Here is a 20,814-nt window from a genome sequence, read left to right on the forward strand (position 1 = left end):
GTGCATGTAGGCGCAGTCAAGCCGGACCGAAAGCGGCTCATGGAACAAGCAGAGCGCTTCGTCGGTTTTATTCCCCGAACGGAGACGATGATGGACCCGCTTTTCTACGTCATGGCGATCATGGGCTGCGGTGATGGCAGCATGGCGTGCCAGCAGGCGCGGATCGAACCCGCGCAGTACCGCTCGATCGCGCAATGCCAGGCGGCAATGCCAGCGGCGCTTGCGCGAAACTCGGATATCGACTTTCCCGTGGTGAGCGCATCGTGCCGCGCGACGGGCATGCCGATGGCGTCGACCAAGTCGCGGGCGCAGCACGGGTAAGCGCCTGCTTTTCCAACTGTTATCTTCCCCGGCGAAGGCCGGGGCCCAGTAGCGACAGCCGTTGTTGACGCGGGCAGACTTTTCATAACGTGACGCTCACTACTGGCCCCCGGCCTTCGCCGGGGAAGAAGTAGGAAAAGCGTTCGAAGCCTAACGTGGCCTCGTCCACAGCGTCGCGTCGCGAAGCGACGGCGGATACAACGCCTTGCGCCGCGTTGCCTCACCAAACGCGCGCCGGATGAAGCCGAGCTTCGCCGCCCCCGACGTTCCCACGCGCACATCCCACGCACGCGGCCCGAGTGCCGCGACTTTCCGCCCGATCGCGCCATAGATCCCCGCCGCCGCCAGCACCGCCCAGGCCGAGCGAAACGACAGCGCGGGCGTCCCGAACCGCGCACTCGCCTCGTAACGCCCCGCCAGCGACCCGAGCCGCTCGCCCAACAACCCGAGCCGGTCGCGATAGGCGGGCGCGAGCAGATCGTCCGCCGGGATGCCCATCTCGTCGAGCCAGTCCTGCGGCAGGTAGCAGCGCCCGGCGCGCGCATCTTCCGCCACGTCGCGCGCGATATTGGCGAGCTGGAACGCGAGGCCGAGGTCGCAGGCGCGGTCGAGCGTCGCGTGGTCGTCGGCGGGTACGCCCATGGCGAGCGCCATCATGCTTCCGACCACCCCTGCGACGTGGTAGCAATATTGGTAGAGATCGCGCTCGGTCCGGGGCCGCCAGCCTTCGGCGTCGAGCGCGAACCCCGCGATCAGGTCGCGTGCCAGCGCGGGGGGCAGCCCGGTCTCGGCCGCGAACAGCCGGAGCGCATCGAACGCAGGCTCGCCGACCACCACGCCCGCGAGCGCCGCTTCCGTCTTGGCAGTAATTTCGGCGAGCCGCGCGGGGCCGTCGCTGACCCCGGTCATGCCATGGCCATGGTCCTGCCCGTCGGCGATGTCGTCGCACGCGCGACACCAGGCGTAGAGTAGCCATGCGCGCTCGCGCACTGCGGGTTCGAACAGCTGGCTCGCCGCGGCAAAGCTCTTCGACCCACGCGCGATCGATTCCTGCGCGGTCGCGACGATCGCATCCCGCGAAGGCTGGTCGTGGGTCATGCGGCGGGAATCACAGGTCGCTGGCGCGCATCTTGGTGATCGTCTCGACCGGCTCGTGCGCCGTCATCTGCGCGAGCAACCCGTCGAGCGCGGTGTCGATCAGCAGGATCCCCTGATGTTGCGGCCGCAGGAAACCGACTTCGCCCATCTTGCGATAGAAAGCGATCAGGCCGTCATAATAGCCGCTCACGTTGAGCAGCCCGACCGGCTTGGCGTGATAGCCGATCTGCGCCCAGCTGAGTGCTTCCCACAGTTCGTCCATCGTGCCGGTGCCGCCTGGCAGGTTGACGAACCCGTCGGACAGGTCGGTGAACGCCTGCTTGCGCTGGTGCATCGTGCCGACGACGTGGAGTTCGGTGAGGCCACGGTGCGCGACCTCGGCGTTGACGAGCGCCTGCGGGATGATCCCGATGACCTCGCCGCCGGCTTCGAGCGCGCTGTCGGCGACCGCGCCCATCAGCCCGAGCTTCCCGCCGCCGTACACGACGCCGATGCCGCGCTCGGCGAGCGTGCGGCCGACCTGGCGGGCGGAGTCTATGTAGACGGGGTCGCTAGGGGAGGCGGACCCACAGTACACAGCAAGCCGCTTCACAAGCCCCTCCCCTTCAGGGGAGGGGTTGGGGTGGGGAAGTACAGCAGAACCTTGCTCTCTACGAGGCACTGCCCCACCCCAACCCAGTGTCGGGTGAAGGATGCCCCGCATCCTTCAGGCCATGCCGGGGGCATGGCCGACCCGACACTCCTAAAGGGGAGGGGCTTTAGATTGATCTTCATCGCTCACTCTCCAGCATCAACGCGGCAGTCGCCTTCGCACTCCCCACCACGCCCGGAATCCCCGCGCCCGGATGCGTGCCCGCGCCGACGAAATACAGGTTGGGAATATGGTCGTCGCGATTGTGTACGCGGAACCACGCGCTCTGCGTCAGCAACGGCTCGAGCGAAAACGCGCTCCCCAGGTGCGCATTCAGGTCGGCCGCGAAGTCGTTCGGCGCATAATGGAACTTGGTCACGATCCGCTCATGGATGTCCGGGATCAGCCGCCGCCCGACCTCGTCGAGGATGCGCTTCTCGAGGATCGGGCCGATCTCCGTCCAGTCGACCGGGAACTTGCCGAGATGCGGCACCGGCGCGAGCACATAGAAGGTCGAATACCCCTCCGGCGCGAGCGACGGATCGGTCACGGTCGGGTGGTGGAGATACAGCGAGAAATCCTCGGGCAGGACGCCGTGATCGTAAATATCGGCGAGCAGCCCCTGATAGCGCGGCCCGAACAGGATCATGTGGTGCGGGATCCCCGGCCACGTCCCCTTGATCCCGAAATGCACGACGAACAGCGACGGCGAGTATTTCTTGCGCGCCAGTGCGGTCTTGGTGCGTTGTGCACTGCGCGAGGATGTGAGCAGGTCGCGGTAGCTGTGCATCACGTCGCTGTTGCACGCGACCATGTCGGCATCGGCATGCCAGCCGCTCGCGGTGGTCACCCCGGTCGCGCGGTCGCCCATCGTCGCGATGTCGACCGCGGGATCGTTCAACCGCAGCACGCCGCCCAATCGCTCGAAATGGCGGACCATGCCCGCGATCAGCTGGTTGGTCCCGCCCATCGCGAACCAGACGCCACCGTCCTTTTCGAGCTTGTGGATCAGCGCGTAGATCGCGCTGGTGTTCATCGGATTGCCGCCGACCAGCAGCGTGTGGAACGACAGCGCCTGGCGGAGATGCTCGTCCTTCACATAAGACGACACAATCGAATAGACCGACCGCCACGCCTGATACTTTGCAAGCGCGGGAGCCGCCTTGATCATCGACGCGAAGTCGAGGAACGCGACATGGCCGAGCTTGCGATAGCCCTCCTCATACACGCCCGCGGCATAGTCCAGGAACTTGGCATAGCCCGCGACGTCTTCGGGGTTGAGCTTGGCGATCTCGGCGTTGAGCGATGGCTCGTCGTTCGAATAATCGAAATTGACCCCGTCGGGCCAGTTGAGCCGGTAGAAGGGGGTCACCGGCGCGAGCGTCACATCGTCCGCCATGTCGCGCCCGGTCAGCGCCCATAGTTCCTGCAGGCACGGCGGACCGGTGATGACGGTCGGCCCGGCGTCGAAGGTGAAACCGTCCTTCTCCCACACATAGGCACGCCCGCCCGGCTTGTCGCGCGCCTCGACGATGGTGGTGTCGACGCCCGCCGACTGCAGCCGGATCGCAAGCGCGAGCCCGCCGAAGCCGGCGCCGATGACGATCGCGGTACGGGCCGCGCTATGCGGCGCGGGGCGCACGGGCGGACGCGTGCTCATTCAGCGCCCCCGGTGCGCGCCGCGGGCAGCATGCCGATCGCCTGCAAGGCGCGGCCGATCGGCACCGGCGGCTTGCCGGTCAGAATCCGGGCCTTGTCCATCATCGTCGATCGTCCTGAATAGAAGCGCCGCACCAGTTGCGGATCGAGCCGGTAGAAGCGCTCGAGCACACGGTAGCGTTCCTCGGGGTCGGCGGCGCGGAACAGCATCTTGTCGAGCATACGGTAGAAGCCGCGCTGCTGCCACGTCGCTTTGGCAAACCCATGGGTCAGCAGGTGGAGGTTGGCCCCGGACAGGTCGGTGGTCCGCGCAATCAGCGCCGCCGTTCGCACCGCATCGGGCAGCGAATAGCCCGTCGTCGGGTGAAACAGGCCGGCGCGCATCCCGACCTTCGCGACGTTCAGGCCGCTCGACCGCCAATATCCCTCGAAATCGCCGCCCATCGCAACCGGCAGCACCCCGGTCTCTTGGCGCAGGATCCGCTCCACCTGCCATCCGCGCTGCTGGACATAGCCATCGATCCGCGCGCCTAGCGCGGCCGTGTCGAGCGTGGGCGTGTCGCTGTAATAGGTGTCCTCGACGAACATCCGGGTCGCGGCGAAGGGCAGGCAATAGACGAAGCGAAAGCCGTCGACCTGCGCGACCGTCGCATCCATCACCATCGGGCGGGGGGCGGCATGCGGTTCCGCGAGGGACATCTCGCGGCCGAGAAATTTCTGCCAGCCGAGATCGAGCCGGGCGAGGTTGCCCGGGCCGCGCGCATCGATGACGCCGCGCGCCTCGATCCGATCGCCGCCTGCCAGCGCGACCGACGTCGCGGAAACATCGTCGACGCGCCGCCCGGTCAGGATCGCGCGGTCCGGGAGCGCCTTGCGGACCAGCGTGTCGAGCCGCTGCGATTCGATCGAATAATAGGCGCTGGCCAGCGCGCGACGGTGCGCCGGAAAGGCGATGTCATACCCGGCCCAGCCATGGCTGATCAGCGGCGCAATGATCCAGCTGTCGCTGGCGGCGATGTCGCTCGAAAAGAACGACCACAGGTGATTGCCGCCAAGCGTCTCCCCGGCCTCCACGAGTCGCACGTCGAGGTCGGGCCGTTTTCTTGCCAGCGCGAGCGCGATCAGGCCGCCCGCCAGGCCACCGCCGACGATGGCGAGGTCGCACGAAAGGGTTGTTGGCATCGGCAGGGCGATAGCCGAATGCGCCCGGCATGCAACCGTCTGCGGGTCGGCACGGCGTTTCGCGTGCGGGCGCGGGCATCATCAGACGCCGCAACCTGCCTTTTCGCGTTGGCGCACCCGTCGCCCCCTGGCGTCCGCCGGGCTCCGTCACCCCCGACCCCCGGTAGCCGCCGATTGGCATCGCACGCACCATCCCGCGTGTTTCGTGCCCAGCACGACACCTTGCGGAAACGGGCGCGGACGGACACAACGCTCGGCGTCGCGCTGCTGCCACGCAGCCTGGCGGTTTTCCGCGAGGATGCGGGACTCGATCGACGTTTGCGGAGGTGTCGTGGCATCACCGGGCGCGCGTCCCTGTGTGTCCGCGGCCAGGGCCGCTGCCGCATGGCGTTGCCCCGGGAAACGCTCTACAGCGCGTGCATGACCATCGCCCTTGCCATTGCCGCGTCCATGGTCGCGATGTCGCTGATCGTGGCGGTGCGGTATCTGATCGTGTCGGGTGCCTTTGCCGCCGCGACTCGGGCGCGCTACCCCGGGCTCTACCGCGGTCTCTCCGCGCAGATCCGCCGCGAGATCTGGTGGAGCGTCGCATCGGCGGCGATCTATGGCGTGCCGGCCGGGATCATCGCCTGGGGCTGGCAGAACCGCGGCTGGACGCTGATCTACCAGGACGTCCACGCCTATCCGGTCTGGTACCTGCCGGTATCGGTGCTGGCCTATCTCGTCGCGCACGACAGCTGGTTCTACTGGACGCATCGCTGGATGCACCGGCCGCGCCTGTTCAAGCTGGCACATGCGGTGCATCATGACAGCCGCCCGCCGACCGCCTGGGCGGCCATGGCGTTCCATCCGCTCGAGGCGATCAGCGGCGCTGTGATAATTCCGCTACTCGTCTTCGCGATTCCGATCCACGTCGGCGCACTCGGCTTGGTGCTCGGGATAATGACGGTTATGGGGGTGACCAATCACATGGGGTGGGAGATTTTTCCCGCGTTCATGTGGCGAGGTCCATTGGGCCATTGGCTCATTACCGCGAGCCACCATCAGCGTCATCACGAGCTGTATCGAGGAAATTATGGCCTCTATTTCCGTTTCTGGGACCGGTTGTGCGGCACCGACCGCGGCGTCGGCGATTTCGCGCGGGAACATGCGAAGGCTGGCGTCGACCGCGGTCGCGGCGGCCGTGCTGCTCGTGTCCTTGCCGGGCGCGGTCGCGACGAGTGACCTGTCGGTCGACGTGTCGAACCTCCGCTCGGCCAAGGGCATGGTGCGGGTCTGCCTGACCGCGGATCCGGACAACTTTCCCGCCTGCGTCGACGATGCCAACGCGACCACGCGATCGATCCCCGCAAGCATGACGCATCTCCAGTTCGACGGCCTGCCGCATGGTGCGTATGCAATTGCGGTGATCCACGACGAGAACAACAACCGTAAACTCGACACGTTCGCGGGAATTCCTCGCGAAGGCTTTGGTTTTTCAAGAAATCCTTCGGTAACTTTTGGGCCGCCACGCTTTGCGGCGGCGCGTTTCACGCTGGAAAGTGATGCAGATCGGCAACAGGTGCGGATGCGATACTTGCTGTAGGCGCCGAGCTGCGGACCCAAAGCCGCAACATCGCGTTACGCGCCCGACATCATTTTTACGTTTCTGCTGGAGCTGCCCGTGACTCATCGTTCTTTCCTCGCCGCCGCGACCGTCCTCCTGCTCGGCGCCGCGACGCCCGCGCTCGCGCAGCAGGCCAATCCCGTCCCCGCGGACAACAACCAGATCGCCTCCGAGCTCGACAAGGACACGGTGACGGTCGGCGTCGGCGCGGCCTATCTGCCGGATTATGACGGCTCGAACGACTATCGCGTCGTCCCCGCGCCGGTCGTGATCGGTTCGGTCAAGGGCTTCAACTTCACCGTCATCGGCAACCGCGCGAGCCTCGATCTCGTGCCGAACCGCCCGGGCCAGCGCTGGGATATTCAGTTCGGTCCGGTCGGCGTGGTCAACTTCGATCGCTCCAGCCTGAAGAACATCGACGACACGCGCGTCCGCGCACTCGGCAAGGTCGGCACCGCGATCGAGCTCGGCGGCTATGTCGGCCTGGGCAAGACCGGCGTCATCACCAGCCCGTACGACAAGCTGTCGGTCTCGGTCAGCCTGCGGCACGACGTCAACGGCGTCCACAAGGCGAGCATCCTGCAGCCGTCGATCAACTATCTGACCCCGCTCAGCCGCAAGGCCGCGGTCGCGCTGTTCGGGTCGGCGCAATATGTCGAGAGCGGCTATGCCGACACCTATTTCAGCATCACGCCGGCGCAGAGCCTCGCCAGCGGTCTCCAGACCTATAGCGCGGGCAAGGGGTGGAAGAACTATTCGGTCGGCGGTCTCGCGACCTACTCGCTGACCGGTGACCTGTTGCACGGCTTCAAGCTGGTCGCCGGCGGCACCTATTCGCGGATGCTCGGCGATTTCGCCAACAGCCCGATCGTGCGGGTCGCCGGATCGCGCAACCAGTGGATCGGCGCAGCCGGCGTCGCCTACACCTTCTGATGTAGCGGGCTGCCGTCGCCGGCACAGCGCGGGGCGACCCGTGGGCGTGGCGTCAAGCCGCGCCGGCCCGCCATTTCCCGGCTTGCGTCCCGCGCCACTCGGTGCCACGCAAGCCGGGCCGCAAGGCATTTCAAGGATGAAGGCTTCGCCCCGATGACCGATACCGACCAGCAGCTGATCGAACGGCTTGAGTCGCGCGCCGAACGGCGCAGCGAACGCCGCGAATTCTTCCGCACCGCGCTTGGCGCGGGTGCCGTTGCCGCGATCGGTGCGACCGCAGTCGCGATCGGCAGCACGGCCATGGCGCAGGCAAGCGACAATGATGCGGCGATCCTCAACTTCGCGCTCAACCTCGAATATCTCGAGGCGCAATTCTATTCCTTCGCCGCGTTCGGCACGGGGCTTCCCAACACGCTGCTGACCCCGGGCAGCGCAAGCACGACCACGCAGGGCGCCGTGACCGGTGGCCGCGCGGTCAGCTTCACCGATCCGCTCGTCGCGCAATATGCCCGCGAGATCGCACAGGACGAGGTCAACCACGTGACCTTCCTGCGCACCCAGCTCGCTTCCGCGGCGGTCGCGCAGCCGGCGATCGATATCGGCTCGACCGCGACCAGCGCGTTCAGTGTCGCCGCGCAGGCCGCCAAGATCGTCGCGGCGGGCGCCGCGTTCGATCCGTACGCCAGCGACGAGAACTTCCTCCAGGCGGCGTTCCTGTTCGAGGACGTCGGCGTCTCGGCCTATCGCGGCGCATCGTCGCTGCTGACCAGCAAGGTCTATCTCGAGGCCGCTGCCGGGATCCTCGCGGCGGAAGCCTATCACGCGTCGATCATCCGCACCGTGCTCTACAGCAAGGGTCTGCAGACCCCCAGCCTGCGCACCAACACCGATGCGATCTCGAACGTCCGCGACGGGCTCGACGGGACCAGCGACGACGACCAGGGCATTTCGGCGGTCACCATCGCCAACAGCCAGTCGCCCGCGCTCAACGACCTCACCGCTTCGAACATCGTGCCCACCGGGCAGGATGGGCTCGCATACGGCCGCACGACGGGGCAGGTGCTCAACATCGTGTATCTCAACAGCCTTGGGGTTTCGAAGGGGGGCTTCTTCCCCAACGGCGTCAATGGCTCGATCGCCACCAGCACCGCGAACTGACGCCAGCCCGTGTCCTTTCTCTTCTTCGCGCCCGTACCGGAGTGTTTCCAGTGATCGATAGCGACCTTCTCCTGCAAGTGCTCGACGCGAGCGATCGCCGTCGCGCCGCCCGTCGCACGTTCCTGCGCAGCGCGGGCGCGGCGTCGCTCGCGGTCGGCGGCAGCGCACTGCTCTCGGCCTGCGGCGGCAGCGGCTCCAGCACCGCGACGCCGACCCCGACCGACACCGCCAGCGCCACGCCGAGCCCCGCCTCGACCGACGTGCTGAAGGACCAGGACACGTTCAACTTCGCGCTCAACCTCGAATATCTCGAGGCGCAGTTCTACAGCTTTGCCGTCACCGGCGCGGGCCTGCCCGCTGCCTTGCTGACCGGCACGGGCACGCAGGGCGGCGTTACCGGCGGCCGGGCGGTGACCTTCACCGATCCCATCGTCCAGCAATATGCCCGCGAGATCGCGGCGGACGAGGTCGCGCACGTGGCCTTCCTCCGGTCGGTGCTGGGCACGTCGGTCGTCGCGCAGCCCGCGATCAACATCGACGGCGGCGCGACCGGCGCGTTCACCGCTGCGGCGCGGGCGGCCGGAATCATTGGCGCGACCGCTACCTTCGACCCCTATGCCAGCGACGAGAATTTCCTGCTGGCGGCGTTCATCTTCGAGGACGTCGGCGTCACCGCCTATAAGGGCGCATCGCCGCTGATCGCGCAGAGCCTGCTGATCGACGCGGCGGCCGGCATCCTGGCGACCGAGGCCTATCACGCCGGGCTGATCCGCACCGTCCTGTACGCAAAGGGCATTGCGGCACCGACGCTGCGCACCAATGCAAATGCGATCAGCGATGCGCGCGACAGCCTCGATGGCACGACCGATCTCGATCAGGGGATCGGCGACGGCACGACCGCGAACCTCGTGCCGACCGACGCGAGCGGCATCACGTTCAGCCGCACGCCGGGGCAGGTGCTCAACATCGTCTATCTCAACCGCAATGCGGTTGTCGGCGGGGGCTTCTTCCCCAACGGCATCAACGGCACCATCAAGATGAGCGCTGCCAGCTGACGGTGCTTTTCTTCGCCGATTGAAACGACTACACCATCGTCATTCCCCGGGGGGCTGCGCCAGAGCAGCTGAGAGGTGGCTGAAGCCACGACCCGTTTGAACCTGATCCCGTTAGCACGGGCGGAGGGAGGGAGCGGTGTCCACGCCCGGGTTCCGTTGTCGCTCGTCCGATTTGAGGAGCGACACAATGGCCGACATACCTGCCCGCACCGAAATTGGCGTCACCACCGGAGCAATCCGTGGCTCGCGGAAAATTCACGTGCCGCACGCCAACATCCCCGGCGCGGGCGTCGCGATGCGCGAAATCATGCTCGATCCGTCCGCGCTCGAGCCCCCCTTGCGTGTCTACGACACCTCCGGCCCCTACACCGACCCCCGCGCTCAGATCGATATCAACATGGGGCTCCCGCAGCTCCGCCGCGACTGGATCCTTTCGCGCGGCGACGTCGAATCCTACGACGCACGCGAAATCCGCCCCGAGGACAATGGCCTCACCGGCCCCGATCGTTCGGCGGGCGTCCCGCAATACCCCAACGTCATCAAGCGCCCCTTGCGCGCCAAGGCGGGTGCGAACGTCAGCCAGATGCATTACGCGCGGCGCGGCATCATCACCCCCGAGATGGAATATGTCGCGATCCGCGAAAACCTCGGTCGCGCCGCCGCCAAGGAAAAGCTGATCCGCGACGGCGAATCGTTCGGCGCGTCGATCCCCGATTACGTCACCCCCGAATTCGTCCGCGACGAAGTCGCCCGCGGTCGCGCGATCATCCCCAACAACGTCAACCACCCCGAATCCGAGCCGATGGCGATCGGCCGCAACTTCCTGGTCAAGATCAACGCCAACATCGGCAACTCGGCGGTCGCGTCGAACGTCGCGGCGGAAGTCGACAAGATGGTCTGGTCGATCCGCTGGGGCGCGGACACGGTGATGGACCTGTCTACCGGCCGCAACATCCACGACACGCGCGAATGGATCCTGCGCAACAGCCCCGTGCCCGTAGGCACCGTGCCGATCTACCAGGCGCTCGAAAAGGTCGGCGGCGTCGCCGAGGACCTGACCTGGGAGATCTTCCGCGACACGCTGATCGAACAGGCCGAACAGGGTGTCGATTACTTCACGATCCACGCGGGCGTGCGGCTCGCCTACATCCCGATGACCGCGAAGCGCGTGACGGGGATCGTCTCGCGCGGAGGGTCGATCATGGCGAAATGGTGCCTCGCACACCACAAGGAGAGCTTCCTCTACGAACGCTTCGACGAGATCACCGAAATCATGCAGGCCTATGACATCGCTTATTCCTTGGGCGACGGCCTGCGCCCCGGCTCGATCGCCGACGCCAACGACGAAGCGCAGTTCAGCGAACTCTACACGCTCGGCGAGCTCACCCACCGCGCGTGGAAGAGCGACGTCCAGGTGATGATCGAAGGCCCCGGCCATGTGCCGATGCACAAGATCAAGGAGAATATGGAAAAGCAGCTCGAAGTGTGCGGCGAGGCGCCGTTCTACACATTGGGGCCGCTCACCACCGACATCGCGCCGGGCTATGACCATATCACCAGCGGGATCGGTGCGGCGATGATCGGCTGGTATGGCACCGCGATGCTTTGCTACGTCACCCCCAAGGAGCATTTGGGCCTCCCCGACCGCGACGACGTCAAGGTCGGCGTGGTGACCTACAAACTCGCCGCGCACGCCGCCGATCTCGCCAAGGGGCATCCGGCGGCCAAGATGCGTGACGACGCGCTGTCGCGCGCGCGCTTCGACTTCCGCTGGCGCGACCAGTTCAACCTGTCGCTGGATCCGGACACGGCCGAGCAGTATCACGACCAGACGCTTCCCGCGGAAGGCGCCAAGACCGCGCATTTCTGCTCGATGTGCGGGCCGAAATTCTGCTCGATGAAGATCACGCAGGAAGTGCGGGACTTTGCGGCGAAGCAGAACGGCCCGGCGGATGGGTTCCTCGCGGCGGGCGGGGCGGCTGACGTCGACGCGGAGCGCGCGGCGTTCGCCAAGGGCACGACGCACGCCGATGCGGAGGCCGGGATGGCGGCGATGAGCGAAACGTTCCGGGAGAAGGGCGGGGAGATTTACCTGCCGGCGGCGTGAACGGACCGATCGTCACACCGGCCTCGTGTTAGACCCCCTTCCGAAAGTGGGATACGGACCCTTCCTTTGCCGTTTTCCGCGAAGGCGGGAATCCAGGGCCAAGCAAAACAACGGCGTACGTTCTCGCGACTCCTGGACTCCCGCCTTCGCGGGAGAACAAATACGGTTTCGCACAGGCGTCGCTTCGTGCCGGGGTCCACAACGGATCTCGGGCACTGGCGGTCGGGCAAGCCGCCGGTAGATGCCGGGACACGCCCGGTATGACGAAGCAGTGTCCGCTGTTCGTCACTTTCGATTCGACCGAGTTCGAATGGCGCCCCCGGCAACGCCACCCACGCGGCGCTACGCCAAGCCGTTTCCGCCTAACTTTCCCCTAACCTTCCGACCCTCACGCCCGCGCCAATCCCAGCCAACGCCTTGTTCCGCTGAGGTTTCGCAACACCAGCCGTTCCACCGCCAGCACCACCAGCAAGGTCCCCCCGAACAGCGGCATATAAAACCCCAGCAGCACGATCGCGGCGATCAGCACCGGCCCGAACCGCGGCCGCGTCAGCGGGAGCGGCGCGCCGAGCAGCCCGATCGGTCGCCGGCGCCACCATAGCACCGCGCCCGACCCGGCCAGCAGCGCGAGCAGCAAGGCGACGATCGTCCCCGCGATCTGGTTGGCGAGCCCGAACAGCGCGCCCTCATGGACCGCGATGCCATAGCCGATCAGCCGGTCGATCCAGTGCCGCTGCGCAAACCCGCTGCGGCCGAGGATCCGCCCGGTCGCGCCGTCGATCGTCGCCTCCGCGCGCAACGGACGGTCGGCGGCGTCCGACGTCACCTTCCACGGCGCGCCCGGTGCCTTGGGCGGCGCGACCAGCACCGGCGGCGCGAGCCCGAGCGGGCGCGCGGCCAGCACGACGCGAGTCAGCTCGCCCGCGGCAGACGGCGGGACGTGAGGGTTGGGCAGCGCCATCCCCTCCATCCCGGCCATCCCGGCATGGAGGTCGGCGGTGGGTGGCTTGCCGCCGATCGTCCAGTCGACCGGCCCCTTGCTCGTCCCCGTCAGCGTGCGGATCTCGACCAGATAGCTTCCCCAGCCCTTCGCCCAGGGCAAGCCGGTCAGGATCAGCCCGAGCGCGAAGACCGATACCTAGATCCCCGCGGTCGCATGGAGATCGCGCCAGAACCGCCGCTTGCCGCCGCGCAGCCGCGGGTACAGCACCCCGCCGAGCCCGCGCCGCCCGCGCGGCCACCATAGATACAGCCCGGTCAGCAGCATCGTCACCGCCCAGCAGGCGGCGATCTCGACGATATAGCTGCCGATCGTCCCGGCGAGCAGCTCGCCGTGGAGCCGCGACACCAGCGCGAACAGCCGCGTCTCCTCGGGCACCACTTGCAGCACCGCGAGCGTCCCGGGGTCGAGATAGACGCGCTGGTCGGCCCCGCCGCGGCGCACGATCACCCGCACCGCCTGTTCCGGCGCACTGGGGAGGACATATTTGCGCAAGGTCGCCCCCGGCACCGCGCGCAGCGCGGCGGCGAGCTGCGCGTCGGGCGCCTGCGCGGGCGCGGCGGTCGACAGGTGGTCGAACCGTTGGTCGAGCCACGCCTCCACCTGCGGTCGCCACAGATAGAGCGTCCCCGTCAGCGACAGCCACAGGACGAACGGGATGCACACCAGCCCGGCATAGAAATGCCAGCGCCATACCGCATTGTACCAGCGGGTTCCGGGGGCCTGGACGCTCATAGCCGCGCCGTCACTTCCGCGCTGACGCTGCGCTGCGGGAAGGGATGGAAGAGGAAGTACCGGTCGTTGGTGACGTTATCCACGCCGACCGCAAGGGCGTAGCGCGGCGTCACCGCGACCCGCGCGCGCAGGTCGACGACCAGATAGCGGTAGAAGCCCATATAGGCGTTCCCGACGGTATCGCTGTTGTCGAGCGTCGCGTAATTGCGGCTGGCGTAGCGCGCCGCGGCAGTCAGCGCGATGCCGGTGGTGGGGCGCCAGGTCGCCACCGCAGTCGCCTTCCAGTGCGGGACCGAGGGGAGCAGCTTGCCGACCGCGGCGGGGAAGGCGGTGTCTTTGCGGGTGGTCGCATCGGTATAGGTCGCGCTCCCCGACAGATCGACCCCGCGCACCGGAAAGTCGGTCCGCGTCCCCGCCAGCTCGACCCCGCGCGCGCGGGTCCGCTCGACGTTCTGGACATAGCTGTAGGCAGTGGCCGACCCCGCCACCAACGGCGCGGACTGCGCGATCAACGCATCGTCGATCGATTCGGTGAACAGAGAAAGCCGGGCGGTCCCGCTGGCATCGCGGTGTTCGAGCGCGAGTTCCCCGGACAGTGCGCGTTCGGGGCGGAGGTTGGGGTCGGGCACGGTCAGCACCGCGCCGGTGGTCACCGCCTGGTAAAGCTCGCCGACGGTTGGGAAGCGATACGCCTTGCCGAACGACGCGCGCACGGTCCAGTCGCGCACCGGGACGAACGCAAGCGTCGCCTTGGGCGAGAAACCGGTCGCGCGCCGCGTCGGCTGTGCGACCGAGAGCACGGGGGTGGTGGAGAAATTGCACCCGTCATAGGCGCGCCAGTCCTCATAGCGTCCGCCGACCGTCAGCGTCAGCGGCGCGGCGATGCGGACCTCGTCCTGCGCCCATCCGGCGACGGTCCGCGTCTTGCCGCGCGACGCCTGGTTGAGCGCGCCTTGCGGGCCCGCGATCCAGTCGGTCGTGGCGTAGCGGTTGCTGTTCACCTCAAACCGGTCCCAATGGACCCCCGCGCTGATCGTATGCGTCGCGGCCGCATCGGACCGCCAGGCACCCTTGGCGTCGAAGGTCTCCCTGCCGGTGCCGTCGAGCCGGGTGATGGTCCCCGCCCCGCCAGCGAACGCCGCGGGGAGCAGCGCGGTCGGGGTGCGCTGCGTGTCCTTTGCAAAGTCGTAAAGCGTGCCGATCACCTGCCAGTCGAACCGCGCGCCCGTCCCGTTTGCAGAGAGTGCGTGCGACCAGTGGCGCTGGTCGTAGCGATAGACCCCGCTGCTGAACGCGCTCGTATAGACCGGCGCGCCCGGGGTAAGCGCGGCGAGATACGTCTCCGCGGTCGAAGCGGTATCGTTGCGGAACAGCCCGCCGACATAGGTCAGCCGGAGTCGGTCCGACACGTCGAACGCCGCCTTGAACTTGACGTTGTCCTGCGCCTGATGCTCGATCCCGCCGCTGCCGAGCACGCGGATCGCCGCGCCGGTGCGGTTGCGGTCGGCGACGCCGCCGGTCGTCCCCGCCGGATTGGCGGTGGCGGTGACATAGGAGATCGGCTGGCTGGTGCTCGTCGTGTGCGTCACGCTGCCGAACACGGCGAGCCGCCCGAACCGGTCGCCGAGCGTTCCCGCGACGTGATAGGACGGGAGGGTCGCCTTCGCGCCGTACAGGTCGAAGGTCTGGACGCTCGTCCCTGCGCTCAGCGTCCCCTCGAGCCGGTCGGGCAGGCGGGTCGTGATCGAGACGACCGCGCCAATCGCATTGCCCGGATAGGCTGCCGAGAACGGCCCGTAGAGCACGTCGATCCGCGCGATCTCCTCGGGGCTGACCATCCCCCAGCGCGGGCTGGCGGAGGTGTTGTTGTTGCCGATCAGCGCCGACAGCAGCGCGCCATCGGCATAGACCAGGCTGCGGGCGCTCGCCCCCAGCCCCGAGGTGCGCGTCGCGAGCGGGGCCTGGGTGTCGCCGATATGGCGTTTGCGGACGACCAGGCTCGGGAGATATTTGAGCGTGTCCTCGACGTTGATTGCATTGATCGTCGTCGCGATCTGCGCGCCGGTGACGGTCGCGCGGCTGGTCGGCGCATGCTCGATCGATTGGGTCTGGCGCTCGGCGATCACGAGGATGTCGTCGGGCGCTTGCGGTGCCGCGCTGCTTTGCGCGACGGCACTCAGCGGGAAGGCGCCGGCCAGGGCGGCCAGCACCGGCGCCGAACGGCGCAGGGGGTGAATCATAGAAGATCCCTGTTCGAGGACGGCAATGCCGCCCGAATCGTGGTGCACCCGGTCGTGGCACGGGCGCGATCGCGCTTGGGGGGATGCCCGGCAGCGCCGGTTCCCGGCCCGCATCCCACGATGCGGCCCGCGACGGCGTCGGCGGAAGCACGCGGCTTCGCGGCCGCCGGGCACCGATCAGCGGTGAACGGGTGGTCCGCGCAACGGGGGGCGCAGGAACGCGCTCCGCGCGATCGGGGCGATGGGCTGGAAGAACAGCCCCGCCGCGACGATCGCCGCCACCGCGATGACGAGCAGGACGATGTCGACTCCGCCGAGACCCGGCAGGGTCAGCCCGGCGAAGGCGCACGGCGTTTCGGCCTTGGCAGGCGCTTGCTTGGCGGGAGTTCGTCCGTCCTGCTTTGCGATGGCGGGCATGGCATGGTGCATCATGCCGGGCATCGCCCCGGCAGACGCATCGGCCGTGACACCGGGACACAGCACGATCTCGAGCCCGTTCGCGGTCATCACCGGCATGAAGCCCGAGGGAACCACCGCCTTCATCAACAGCGCGCAGGCGATCAGCAGCCAGACCGCGAGCGCATTGCGATGGAGAAAGGGCCTGAGCGCGGTCATCCCGATCGGGCTAGCGCGCGCTGGCTGCAAAGTCACTTGGACAAACCGCCCAACCGCGGTCCTTGGCGCGGCCGTCCGTGCCACCGATCGCGCCGTCATGCGTTGACCGCCGCATGACCGACTTTGCTCTCCCCCTCGACGGTGGCTGCTTCTGCGGCGCGGTCCGCTATCGTATCGATCAGGCGCCGTTGTTCACCATGGCGTGTCATTGCACCGATTGTCAGCAGATGACCGCGTCGGCGTTTTCGCTCGGGCTCGCGGTTCCCGGGGACGGGTTCAGGCTCACGTCCGACGTTGCGCCGCGGCCTCTCGAGAAAACGGCCGATTCGGCGGCGATCTCCACGCGATACGTATGCCCTGCATGTGCAGGCTGGACGCATACCACCACGACAGGTTCGCCAGACACCGTCGTCGTCCGCCCGAGCTCGCTCGATGACTCCCGCTGGGTGCGTCCGATCGCGGAGATCTTCACCCGATCCGCCCACCCATGGGCGCGGCTCGCAACCGCGTTCAGCTATGAAACCGAATTCGAGGATCCCTCGCCCATCGTCGAATCGTTCAAGACGAGCGATATCCGTCCGGGTTGACCGGTCTGCGACTGGGCACTGGCGTCGCGGGACACGGGCGTGCCCGCACCGGGATGGCAACTTTAACGGAATTGGTCAGGCCAATATAGACAGCTGTGTTCTTCTCGATTAGCCTCCGTCCCAGTGTCGGGGGAGAACCGGTCGAGATGCGCAGTCGCCTAGCCCGTTCGAGGATCGCGTCGTCAATGCCGACCGTCGCAACCCGTGTTCGGCGAGCGTAGCGTTCGGTGACGATCCGAGGGCTACGCTGGTGGATCGTGGGGCTGGTCTCGCTCGGGACGATCCTCAATTATCTCGCGCGCAACTCGCTCGGCGTGCTCGCGCCGCAACTCAAGACCGAGCTGCATTTCTCGACCGAGCAGTACAGCTACATCGTCGGCGCGTTCCAGCTCGCCTATACGGTGATGCAGCCGGTGTGCGGCTATATCGTCGACTCGGTCGGGTTGCGGATCGGTTTCGCGCTGTTCGCGATCGCCTGGTCGGTGGCGAACATGCTCCACGCCTTTGCCGGGGGCTGGCAGGGGCTCGCCTTCTTTCGTGGGCTGCTCGGGCTGAGCGAGGCCGCCGCGATCCCGTCGGGCATGAAGACGATCGCCGAATGGTTTCCCGCGCGCAGCCGGTCGGTCGCGACCGGTTGGTTCAACGCGGGGACGTCGCTCGGCGCGGTGCTCGCGCCGCCGGTCGTGATCGGGATCAGCGCGCTGTACGACTGGCGGATGGCGTTCATCGTCACCGGCGCGCTCGGGCTGGTGTGGGCGGCGCTGTGGTACACCTTCTACCGCTCGCCCGCCGACCATTTCGCGATCACCCCCGAGGAACAGGCACTGATCGCAGCAGACCGCCCGGCGGTGGTTCCGGGCAAGGTTTCGGCCAAGGCGATTCTTCGCACCCGGCGCTTCTGGGCGATTGCGCTGCCGCGCTTCCTCGCCGAACCCGCGTGGCAGACGTTCAGCTTCTGGATCCCGCTGTATCTCGTCACCGAACGCGGGATGGACCTCAAGCAGATCGCGCTGTTCGCGTGGTTGCCGTTTCTCGCCGCCGATCTTGGCGGAATCCTCGGGGGGTATCTGTCGCCGTTCCTGATGAAGCGCGCGGGGATGAAGCTGATTCCGTCGCGCGTCGCGGGAATCGCGATCGGCGCGGTGCTGATGATCGCGCCGGGGTGCATCGGGCTGGCGTCGGGGCCGATGGTCGCGATCGCGCTGTTCTGCGTCGGCGGGTTTGCGCACCAGATGATCTCGGTGCTGATCAACACGCTCTCCGCCGATGTCTTCACCCCCGAGGAGGTCGGCACCGCGAATGGGTTCGTCGGGATGGCGGGGTGGACGGGTGGGCTGCTGTTCTCGCTGGCGATCGGGCAGCTGGCGGATACGATCGGCTATGGCCCGTTGTTCGCATGCCTCGCTCTGTTTGATCTGGTCGGGGCGGGGGTGCTGATCCTGACGATCGGGCGGCTCGCGACTCCCGAGAAAAAGGTGCTGGCATGAGACGCGCAACGCTTTCCGCTCCCCCGGTGTTCGCGGTCGCCGAACGCGAACCCGGGCGCGTGACGCTCCGCGCGGATGCCGGGCAGGTCGCGCATGTCTTCGTGCTCGAGGAGGATGTGGTCCGGCTGCTGCTGCTCGTCGATGGCACCGTCACCAGCATGCCGAGCTGGGCGATCGCGCCGGGGGCCGGGGATATCGCCGAACCCGGGCGTGACCGGATGGCGACCGATGGTTTTGCCTTGCCCGGATTCGCGTTGACCGAAACCCCGGGGCAGGTCGTGATCGAGACCGCGCGGATCCGGCTGACGATCACGCTTCACGGATTCCATTGCGTCTGGGAACAGCGGGTCGGCGGCGGCTGGCGGACGATGGCGGCGGATCGGCCGACGCAGGCCTACGACTTCGGCTGGTGGGACGGGCGCACCTATCATTACGTCGCGCGCCAGCCGGGCGAGCGCCACTACGGCCTCGGCGAACGCGCGGGCGCGATGGACCGTAGCGGGCGGCGCTTCCGGCTGACCAGCGTCGATCCGATGGGGTACGACGCCGAGACGTCTGACCCGCTCTACAAGACAATCCCCTACGTCCTCACCGCACAGGACGACGGTGTCTGCCACGGCGCATTCTACGATACGCTTGCACGCGTCACCTTCGACTTCGGGCAGGAGATGGACAATTACCACGGGCCGTACCGGCACATGGTGGCGGAAAGCGGCGATCTCGACCTGTACATGATCGCTGGCCCCGATCCGGCGGCGGTTACGCGGCGCTTTACCTGGCTGACCGGCAAGCCCGCGCTGCCGCCGCGCTGGTCGCTCGGCTATTCGGGGTCGACGATGACTTATACCGACGCGCCCGATGCGCAGGCGCGGATGGCGGATTTCATCACGGGACTCGAGACGCATGACATCGGCTGCGGCTCGTTCCATCTGTCATCGGGCTACACCTCGATCGGCGACAAACGCTACGTGTTCCACTGGAACCGCGACAAATTCCCCGATCCCGCGGGTTTCGCGGCTGGCTATGCGGCGGCGGGCGTCCGGCTGGTCGCGAACATCAAGCCCGCGATGCTGCTCAATCATCCCCGCATCGCCGAAGTCCGCGACGCCGGGCTGCTCGTCGCGGACGCGGACGGCGTGCCGACCGAGGCGCAATTCTGGGATGCGCCCGGGGTCTATCTCGATTTCACCAACCCCGCGACCGCCGCCTGGTGGCGCGGACAAGTGACGACCGCCTTGCTCGATCACGGCATCGCCGCGACGTGGAACGACAATAACGAATATGAAGTGTGGGACGCGCGCGCGCGCATTCACGGCTTCGGGTCGCCGCGCCCCGCCGCCGACGCGTTGCCGCTCCACGCGCTGCTGATGATGCGCGCGTCGCGCGCGGCGCAGGTCGCGCATGCGCCGGGCGTCCGGCCCTATGTCGTCACGCGGTCGGGGATGGCGGGGCTCCAGCGCTACGGGCAGACCTGGTCGGGCGACAATCGCACCGAATGGAAGACGCTGCGCTACAACCTCAAGATGGGGCTGGGGCTCGCACTGTCGGGGGTGTCGAACAGCGGGCACGACGTCGGCGGCTTCTCCGGCCCCGCGCCCGATGCCGAACTGCTGGTCCGATGGGTCCAGGCGGGCGTGCTGATGCCGCGTTTCAGCATCCATAGCTGGAACGACGACCGCACCGTCAACGAACCGTGGATGCACGCCGACGCGCTTCCCGCGATCCGGCGGCTGATGGCGCTGCGGCAGACGTTGGTCCCGTTTCTGTACGACCTGCTCCACCGCTATACGCATGACTATGCGCCGGTGCTGCGCCCGCTGTGGCTGGATCACCCCGAGGATGCGGGGGCTTGGATCGACGGTGACGACCATATGATCGGCCGCGACGTACTTGCCGCGATCGTGGTCGAACCGGACGCACGCGAACGCGAGGTGCGGTTGCCCGGGCAAGGCCAGTGGTATGCCGTGTGGAGCGGGGCAATATGCGCCGGTGGAAGCCAGCATCGGGTGCCCGCCCCGCTCGACGGACCACCGCTGCTGTTCGCGCGCGCCGGGTCGGGGATGTTCGTCAATCTCGCTCGCGGCGGGTTCCGTTCCGGCGCCGTCGAACGCGGAGTCTGGCTGTTCCCCCCGGTCGGCGCAGGCCGCTTCGATTGGGACGCCTATGAGGACGCCGATGGCGAAGGCGCCGACCGCGCGCCCGATCGCTGGCAGATCCAGTGTGTCGCGACGGATGCGACGGTGGCCATGGAGGTGTCGGTCAGGGCGATCGGCGGATCGTCGGGAAAGGTCATTACGATCGTCTTGCCTGTGACCGAGACCCGCGCGATCCTGATCCACGGTGGAAGCGTCGAGTGCCTGGCTGCGGACCCGCCGACCTTCCACATCATGCTGTAATCGC

General features: G+C 67.5%; 16 protein-coding genes, 1 pseudogene and 1 riboswitch. Of the genes and pseudogenes, 10 read left to right on the forward strand and 7 right to left on the reverse strand.

Translation table 11 applies throughout. The features are described from left to right. The first annotated feature begins 90 nt into the window (after positions 1–90). Entirely contained in the window at positions 91–321 is a 231-nt protein-coding gene (locus L8G49_RS10815) for a hypothetical protein (protein ID WP_242185752.1), read from the forward strand. Positions 322–471: 150 nt separating this feature from the next. On the opposite strand, the gene L8G49_RS10820 is transcribed toward L8G49_RS10815, so the two are convergent. From L8G49_RS10820 to crtY, 4 genes are all read right to left on the reverse strand, one after another. Further along, a complete protein-coding gene (locus L8G49_RS10820) occupies positions 472–1,419 on the reverse strand; it encodes a phytoene/squalene synthase family protein (RefSeq protein WP_242185628.1) in 948 nt (315 codons plus the stop codon). A gap of 10 nt (positions 1,420–1,429) precedes the next feature. Beyond that, positions 1,430–2,011: a TIGR00730 family Rossman fold protein gene (locus L8G49_RS10825; RefSeq protein WP_242185629.1), complete on the reverse strand. Its 582-nt coding sequence runs from the start codon at positions 2,009–2,011 to the stop codon at positions 1,430–1,432. A gap of 178 nt (positions 2,012–2,189) precedes the next feature. Further along, positions 2,190–3,710, reverse strand: a complete 1,521-nt coding sequence (locus L8G49_RS10830; protein ID WP_242185633.1) for a phytoene desaturase — start codon at positions 3,708–3,710, stop codon at positions 2,190–2,192. Then, the gene (crtY, locus tag L8G49_RS10835) at positions 3,707–4,891 is read right to left on the reverse strand and encodes a lycopene beta-cyclase CrtY (RefSeq protein WP_242138139.1); all 1,185 of its coding nucleotides are present in this window, start codon (positions 4,889–4,891) and stop codon (positions 3,707–3,709) included. The genes L8G49_RS10830 and crtY overlap by 4 nt, the downstream gene beginning before the upstream one ends. Before the next feature lie 420 nt (positions 4,892–5,311). On the opposite strand from crtY, the gene L8G49_RS10840 reads away from it, so the two are divergent. The 6 genes from L8G49_RS10840 (at position 5,312) to thiC (ending at position 11,750) form a co-directional block, all read left to right on the forward strand. Next, complete coding sequence (locus tag L8G49_RS10840) at positions 5,312–6,115, forward strand: sterol desaturase family protein (protein WP_242185636.1); 804 nt, start codon at positions 5,312–5,314, stop codon at positions 6,113–6,115. Then, entirely contained in the window at positions 6,039–6,476 is a 438-nt protein-coding gene (locus L8G49_RS10845; protein ID WP_242185637.1) for a DUF2141 domain-containing protein, read from the forward strand. The genes L8G49_RS10840 and L8G49_RS10845 overlap by 77 nt, the downstream gene beginning before the upstream one ends. Positions 6,477–6,554: 78 nt before the next feature. Next, on the forward strand, positions 6,555–7,430 hold the full coding sequence (locus L8G49_RS10850; RefSeq protein ID WP_242185639.1) for a MipA/OmpV family protein: 876 nt from the start codon (positions 6,555–6,557) through the stop codon (positions 7,428–7,430). A 153-nt stretch (positions 7,431–7,583) separates the two neighbouring features. Next, the gene (locus tag L8G49_RS10855; protein ID WP_242185649.1) at positions 7,584–8,588 is read left to right on the forward strand and encodes a ferritin-like domain-containing protein; all 1,005 of its coding nucleotides are present in this window, start codon (positions 7,584–7,586) and stop codon (positions 8,586–8,588) included. Positions 8,589–8,638: 50 nt separating this feature from the next. Further along, positions 8,639–9,643, forward strand: a complete 1,005-nt coding sequence (locus L8G49_RS10860) for a ferritin-like domain-containing protein (RefSeq protein WP_242185652.1) — start codon at positions 8,639–8,641, stop codon at positions 9,641–9,643. A gap of 37 nt (positions 9,644–9,680) precedes the next feature. After that, a riboswitch (TPP riboswitch) is annotated at positions 9,681–9,789 on the forward strand. 41 nt (positions 9,790–9,830) lie between these two features. Then, complete coding sequence (gene thiC / locus L8G49_RS10865) at positions 9,831–11,750, forward strand: phosphomethylpyrimidine synthase ThiC (RefSeq protein WP_242185655.1); 1,920 nt, start codon at positions 9,831–9,833, stop codon at positions 11,748–11,750. Between the two features lie 388 nt (positions 11,751–12,138). On the opposite strand, the pseudogene L8G49_RS10870 reads toward thiC, so the two are convergent. The 3 genes and pseudogenes from L8G49_RS10870 to L8G49_RS10880 all read right to left on the reverse strand — a co-directional run bounded on the left by L8G49_RS10870 (position 12,139) and on the right by L8G49_RS10880 (position 16,340). After that, positions 12,139–13,485: pseudogene (locus tag L8G49_RS10870) on the reverse strand (PepSY domain-containing protein). Beyond that, a complete protein-coding gene (locus tag L8G49_RS10875) occupies positions 13,482–15,725 on the reverse strand; it encodes a TonB-dependent receptor (RefSeq protein ID WP_242185657.1) in 2,244 nt (747 codons plus the stop codon). Before L8G49_RS10875 ends, L8G49_RS10870 begins: the two are co-directional and overlap by 4 nt. Positions 15,726–15,902: 177 nt before the next feature. Then, positions 15,903–16,340, reverse strand: a complete 438-nt coding sequence (locus L8G49_RS10880; RefSeq protein ID WP_242185660.1) for a hypothetical protein — start codon at positions 16,338–16,340, stop codon at positions 15,903–15,905. A 113-nt stretch (positions 16,341–16,453) separates the two neighbouring features. Between L8G49_RS10880 and L8G49_RS10885 the strand changes: the two genes are divergently transcribed. The 3 genes from L8G49_RS10885 (at position 16,454) to L8G49_RS10895 (ending at position 20,810) form a co-directional block, all read left to right on the forward strand. Further along, a complete protein-coding gene (locus L8G49_RS10885; protein ID WP_242185663.1) occupies positions 16,454–16,927 on the forward strand; it encodes a GFA family protein in 474 nt (157 codons plus the stop codon). 227 nt (positions 16,928–17,154) lie between these two features. After that, the gene (locus L8G49_RS10890; RefSeq protein WP_242185670.1) at positions 17,155–18,414 is read left to right on the forward strand and encodes an MFS transporter; all 1,260 of its coding nucleotides are present in this window, start codon (positions 17,155–17,157) and stop codon (positions 18,412–18,414) included. Beyond that, positions 18,411–20,810, forward strand: a complete 2,400-nt coding sequence (locus L8G49_RS10895; protein ID WP_242185671.1) for a TIM-barrel domain-containing protein — start codon at positions 18,411–18,413, stop codon at positions 20,808–20,810. Before L8G49_RS10890 ends, L8G49_RS10895 begins: the two co-directional genes overlap by 4 nt. The last annotated feature ends 4 nt before the right edge of the window (positions 20,811–20,814 follow it).

The sequence above is a fragment of the Sphingomonas sp. CARO-RG-8B-R24-01 genome (genome assembly GCF_022662295.1).
Taxonomy (GTDB): Bacteria; Pseudomonadota; Alphaproteobacteria; order Sphingomonadales; family Sphingomonadaceae; genus Sphingomonas.

Excerpts from the sequence above, each read along its gene's own strand:
- L8G49_RS10830 (WP_242185633.1), bottom strand. The coding sequence starts at position 3,710 with ATGAGCACGCGTCCGCCCGTGCGCCCCGCGCCGCATAGCGCGGCCCGT.
- L8G49_RS10840 (WP_242185636.1), top strand. The coding sequence starts at position 5,312 with ATGACCATCGCCCTTGCCATTGCCGCGTCCATGGTCGCGATGTCGCTG.
- thiC (WP_242185655.1), top strand. The coding sequence starts at position 9,831 with ATGGCCGACATACCTGCCCGCACCGAAATTGGCGTCACCACCGGAGCA.
- L8G49_RS10895 (WP_242185671.1), top strand. The coding sequence starts at position 18,411 with ATGAGACGCGCAACGCTTTCCGCTCCCCCGGTGTTCGCGGTCGCCGAA.
- L8G49_RS10820 (WP_242185628.1), bottom strand. The coding sequence starts at position 1,419 with ATGACCCACGACCAGCCTTCGCGGGATGCGATCGTCGCGACCGCGCAG.
- L8G49_RS10845 (WP_242185637.1), top strand. The coding sequence starts at position 6,039 with ATGCGAAGGCTGGCGTCGACCGCGGTCGCGGCGGCCGTGCTGCTCGTG.
- L8G49_RS10815 (WP_242185752.1), top strand. The coding sequence starts at position 91 with ATGGACCCGCTTTTCTACGTCATGGCGATCATGGGCTGCGGTGATGGC.
- L8G49_RS10875 (WP_242185657.1), bottom strand. The coding sequence starts at position 15,725 with ATGATTCACCCCCTGCGCCGTTCGGCGCCGGTGCTGGCCGCCCTGGCC.
- L8G49_RS10855 (WP_242185649.1), top strand. The coding sequence starts at position 7,584 with ATGACCGATACCGACCAGCAGCTGATCGAACGGCTTGAGTCGCGCGCC.
- crtY (WP_242138139.1), bottom strand. The coding sequence starts at position 4,891 with ATGCCAACAACCCTTTCGTGCGACCTCGCCATCGTCGGCGGTGGCCTG.
- L8G49_RS10880 (WP_242185660.1), bottom strand. The coding sequence starts at position 16,340 with ATGACCGCGCTCAGGCCCTTTCTCCATCGCAATGCGCTCGCGGTCTGG.
- L8G49_RS10885 (WP_242185663.1), top strand. The coding sequence starts at position 16,454 with ATGACCGACTTTGCTCTCCCCCTCGACGGTGGCTGCTTCTGCGGCGCG.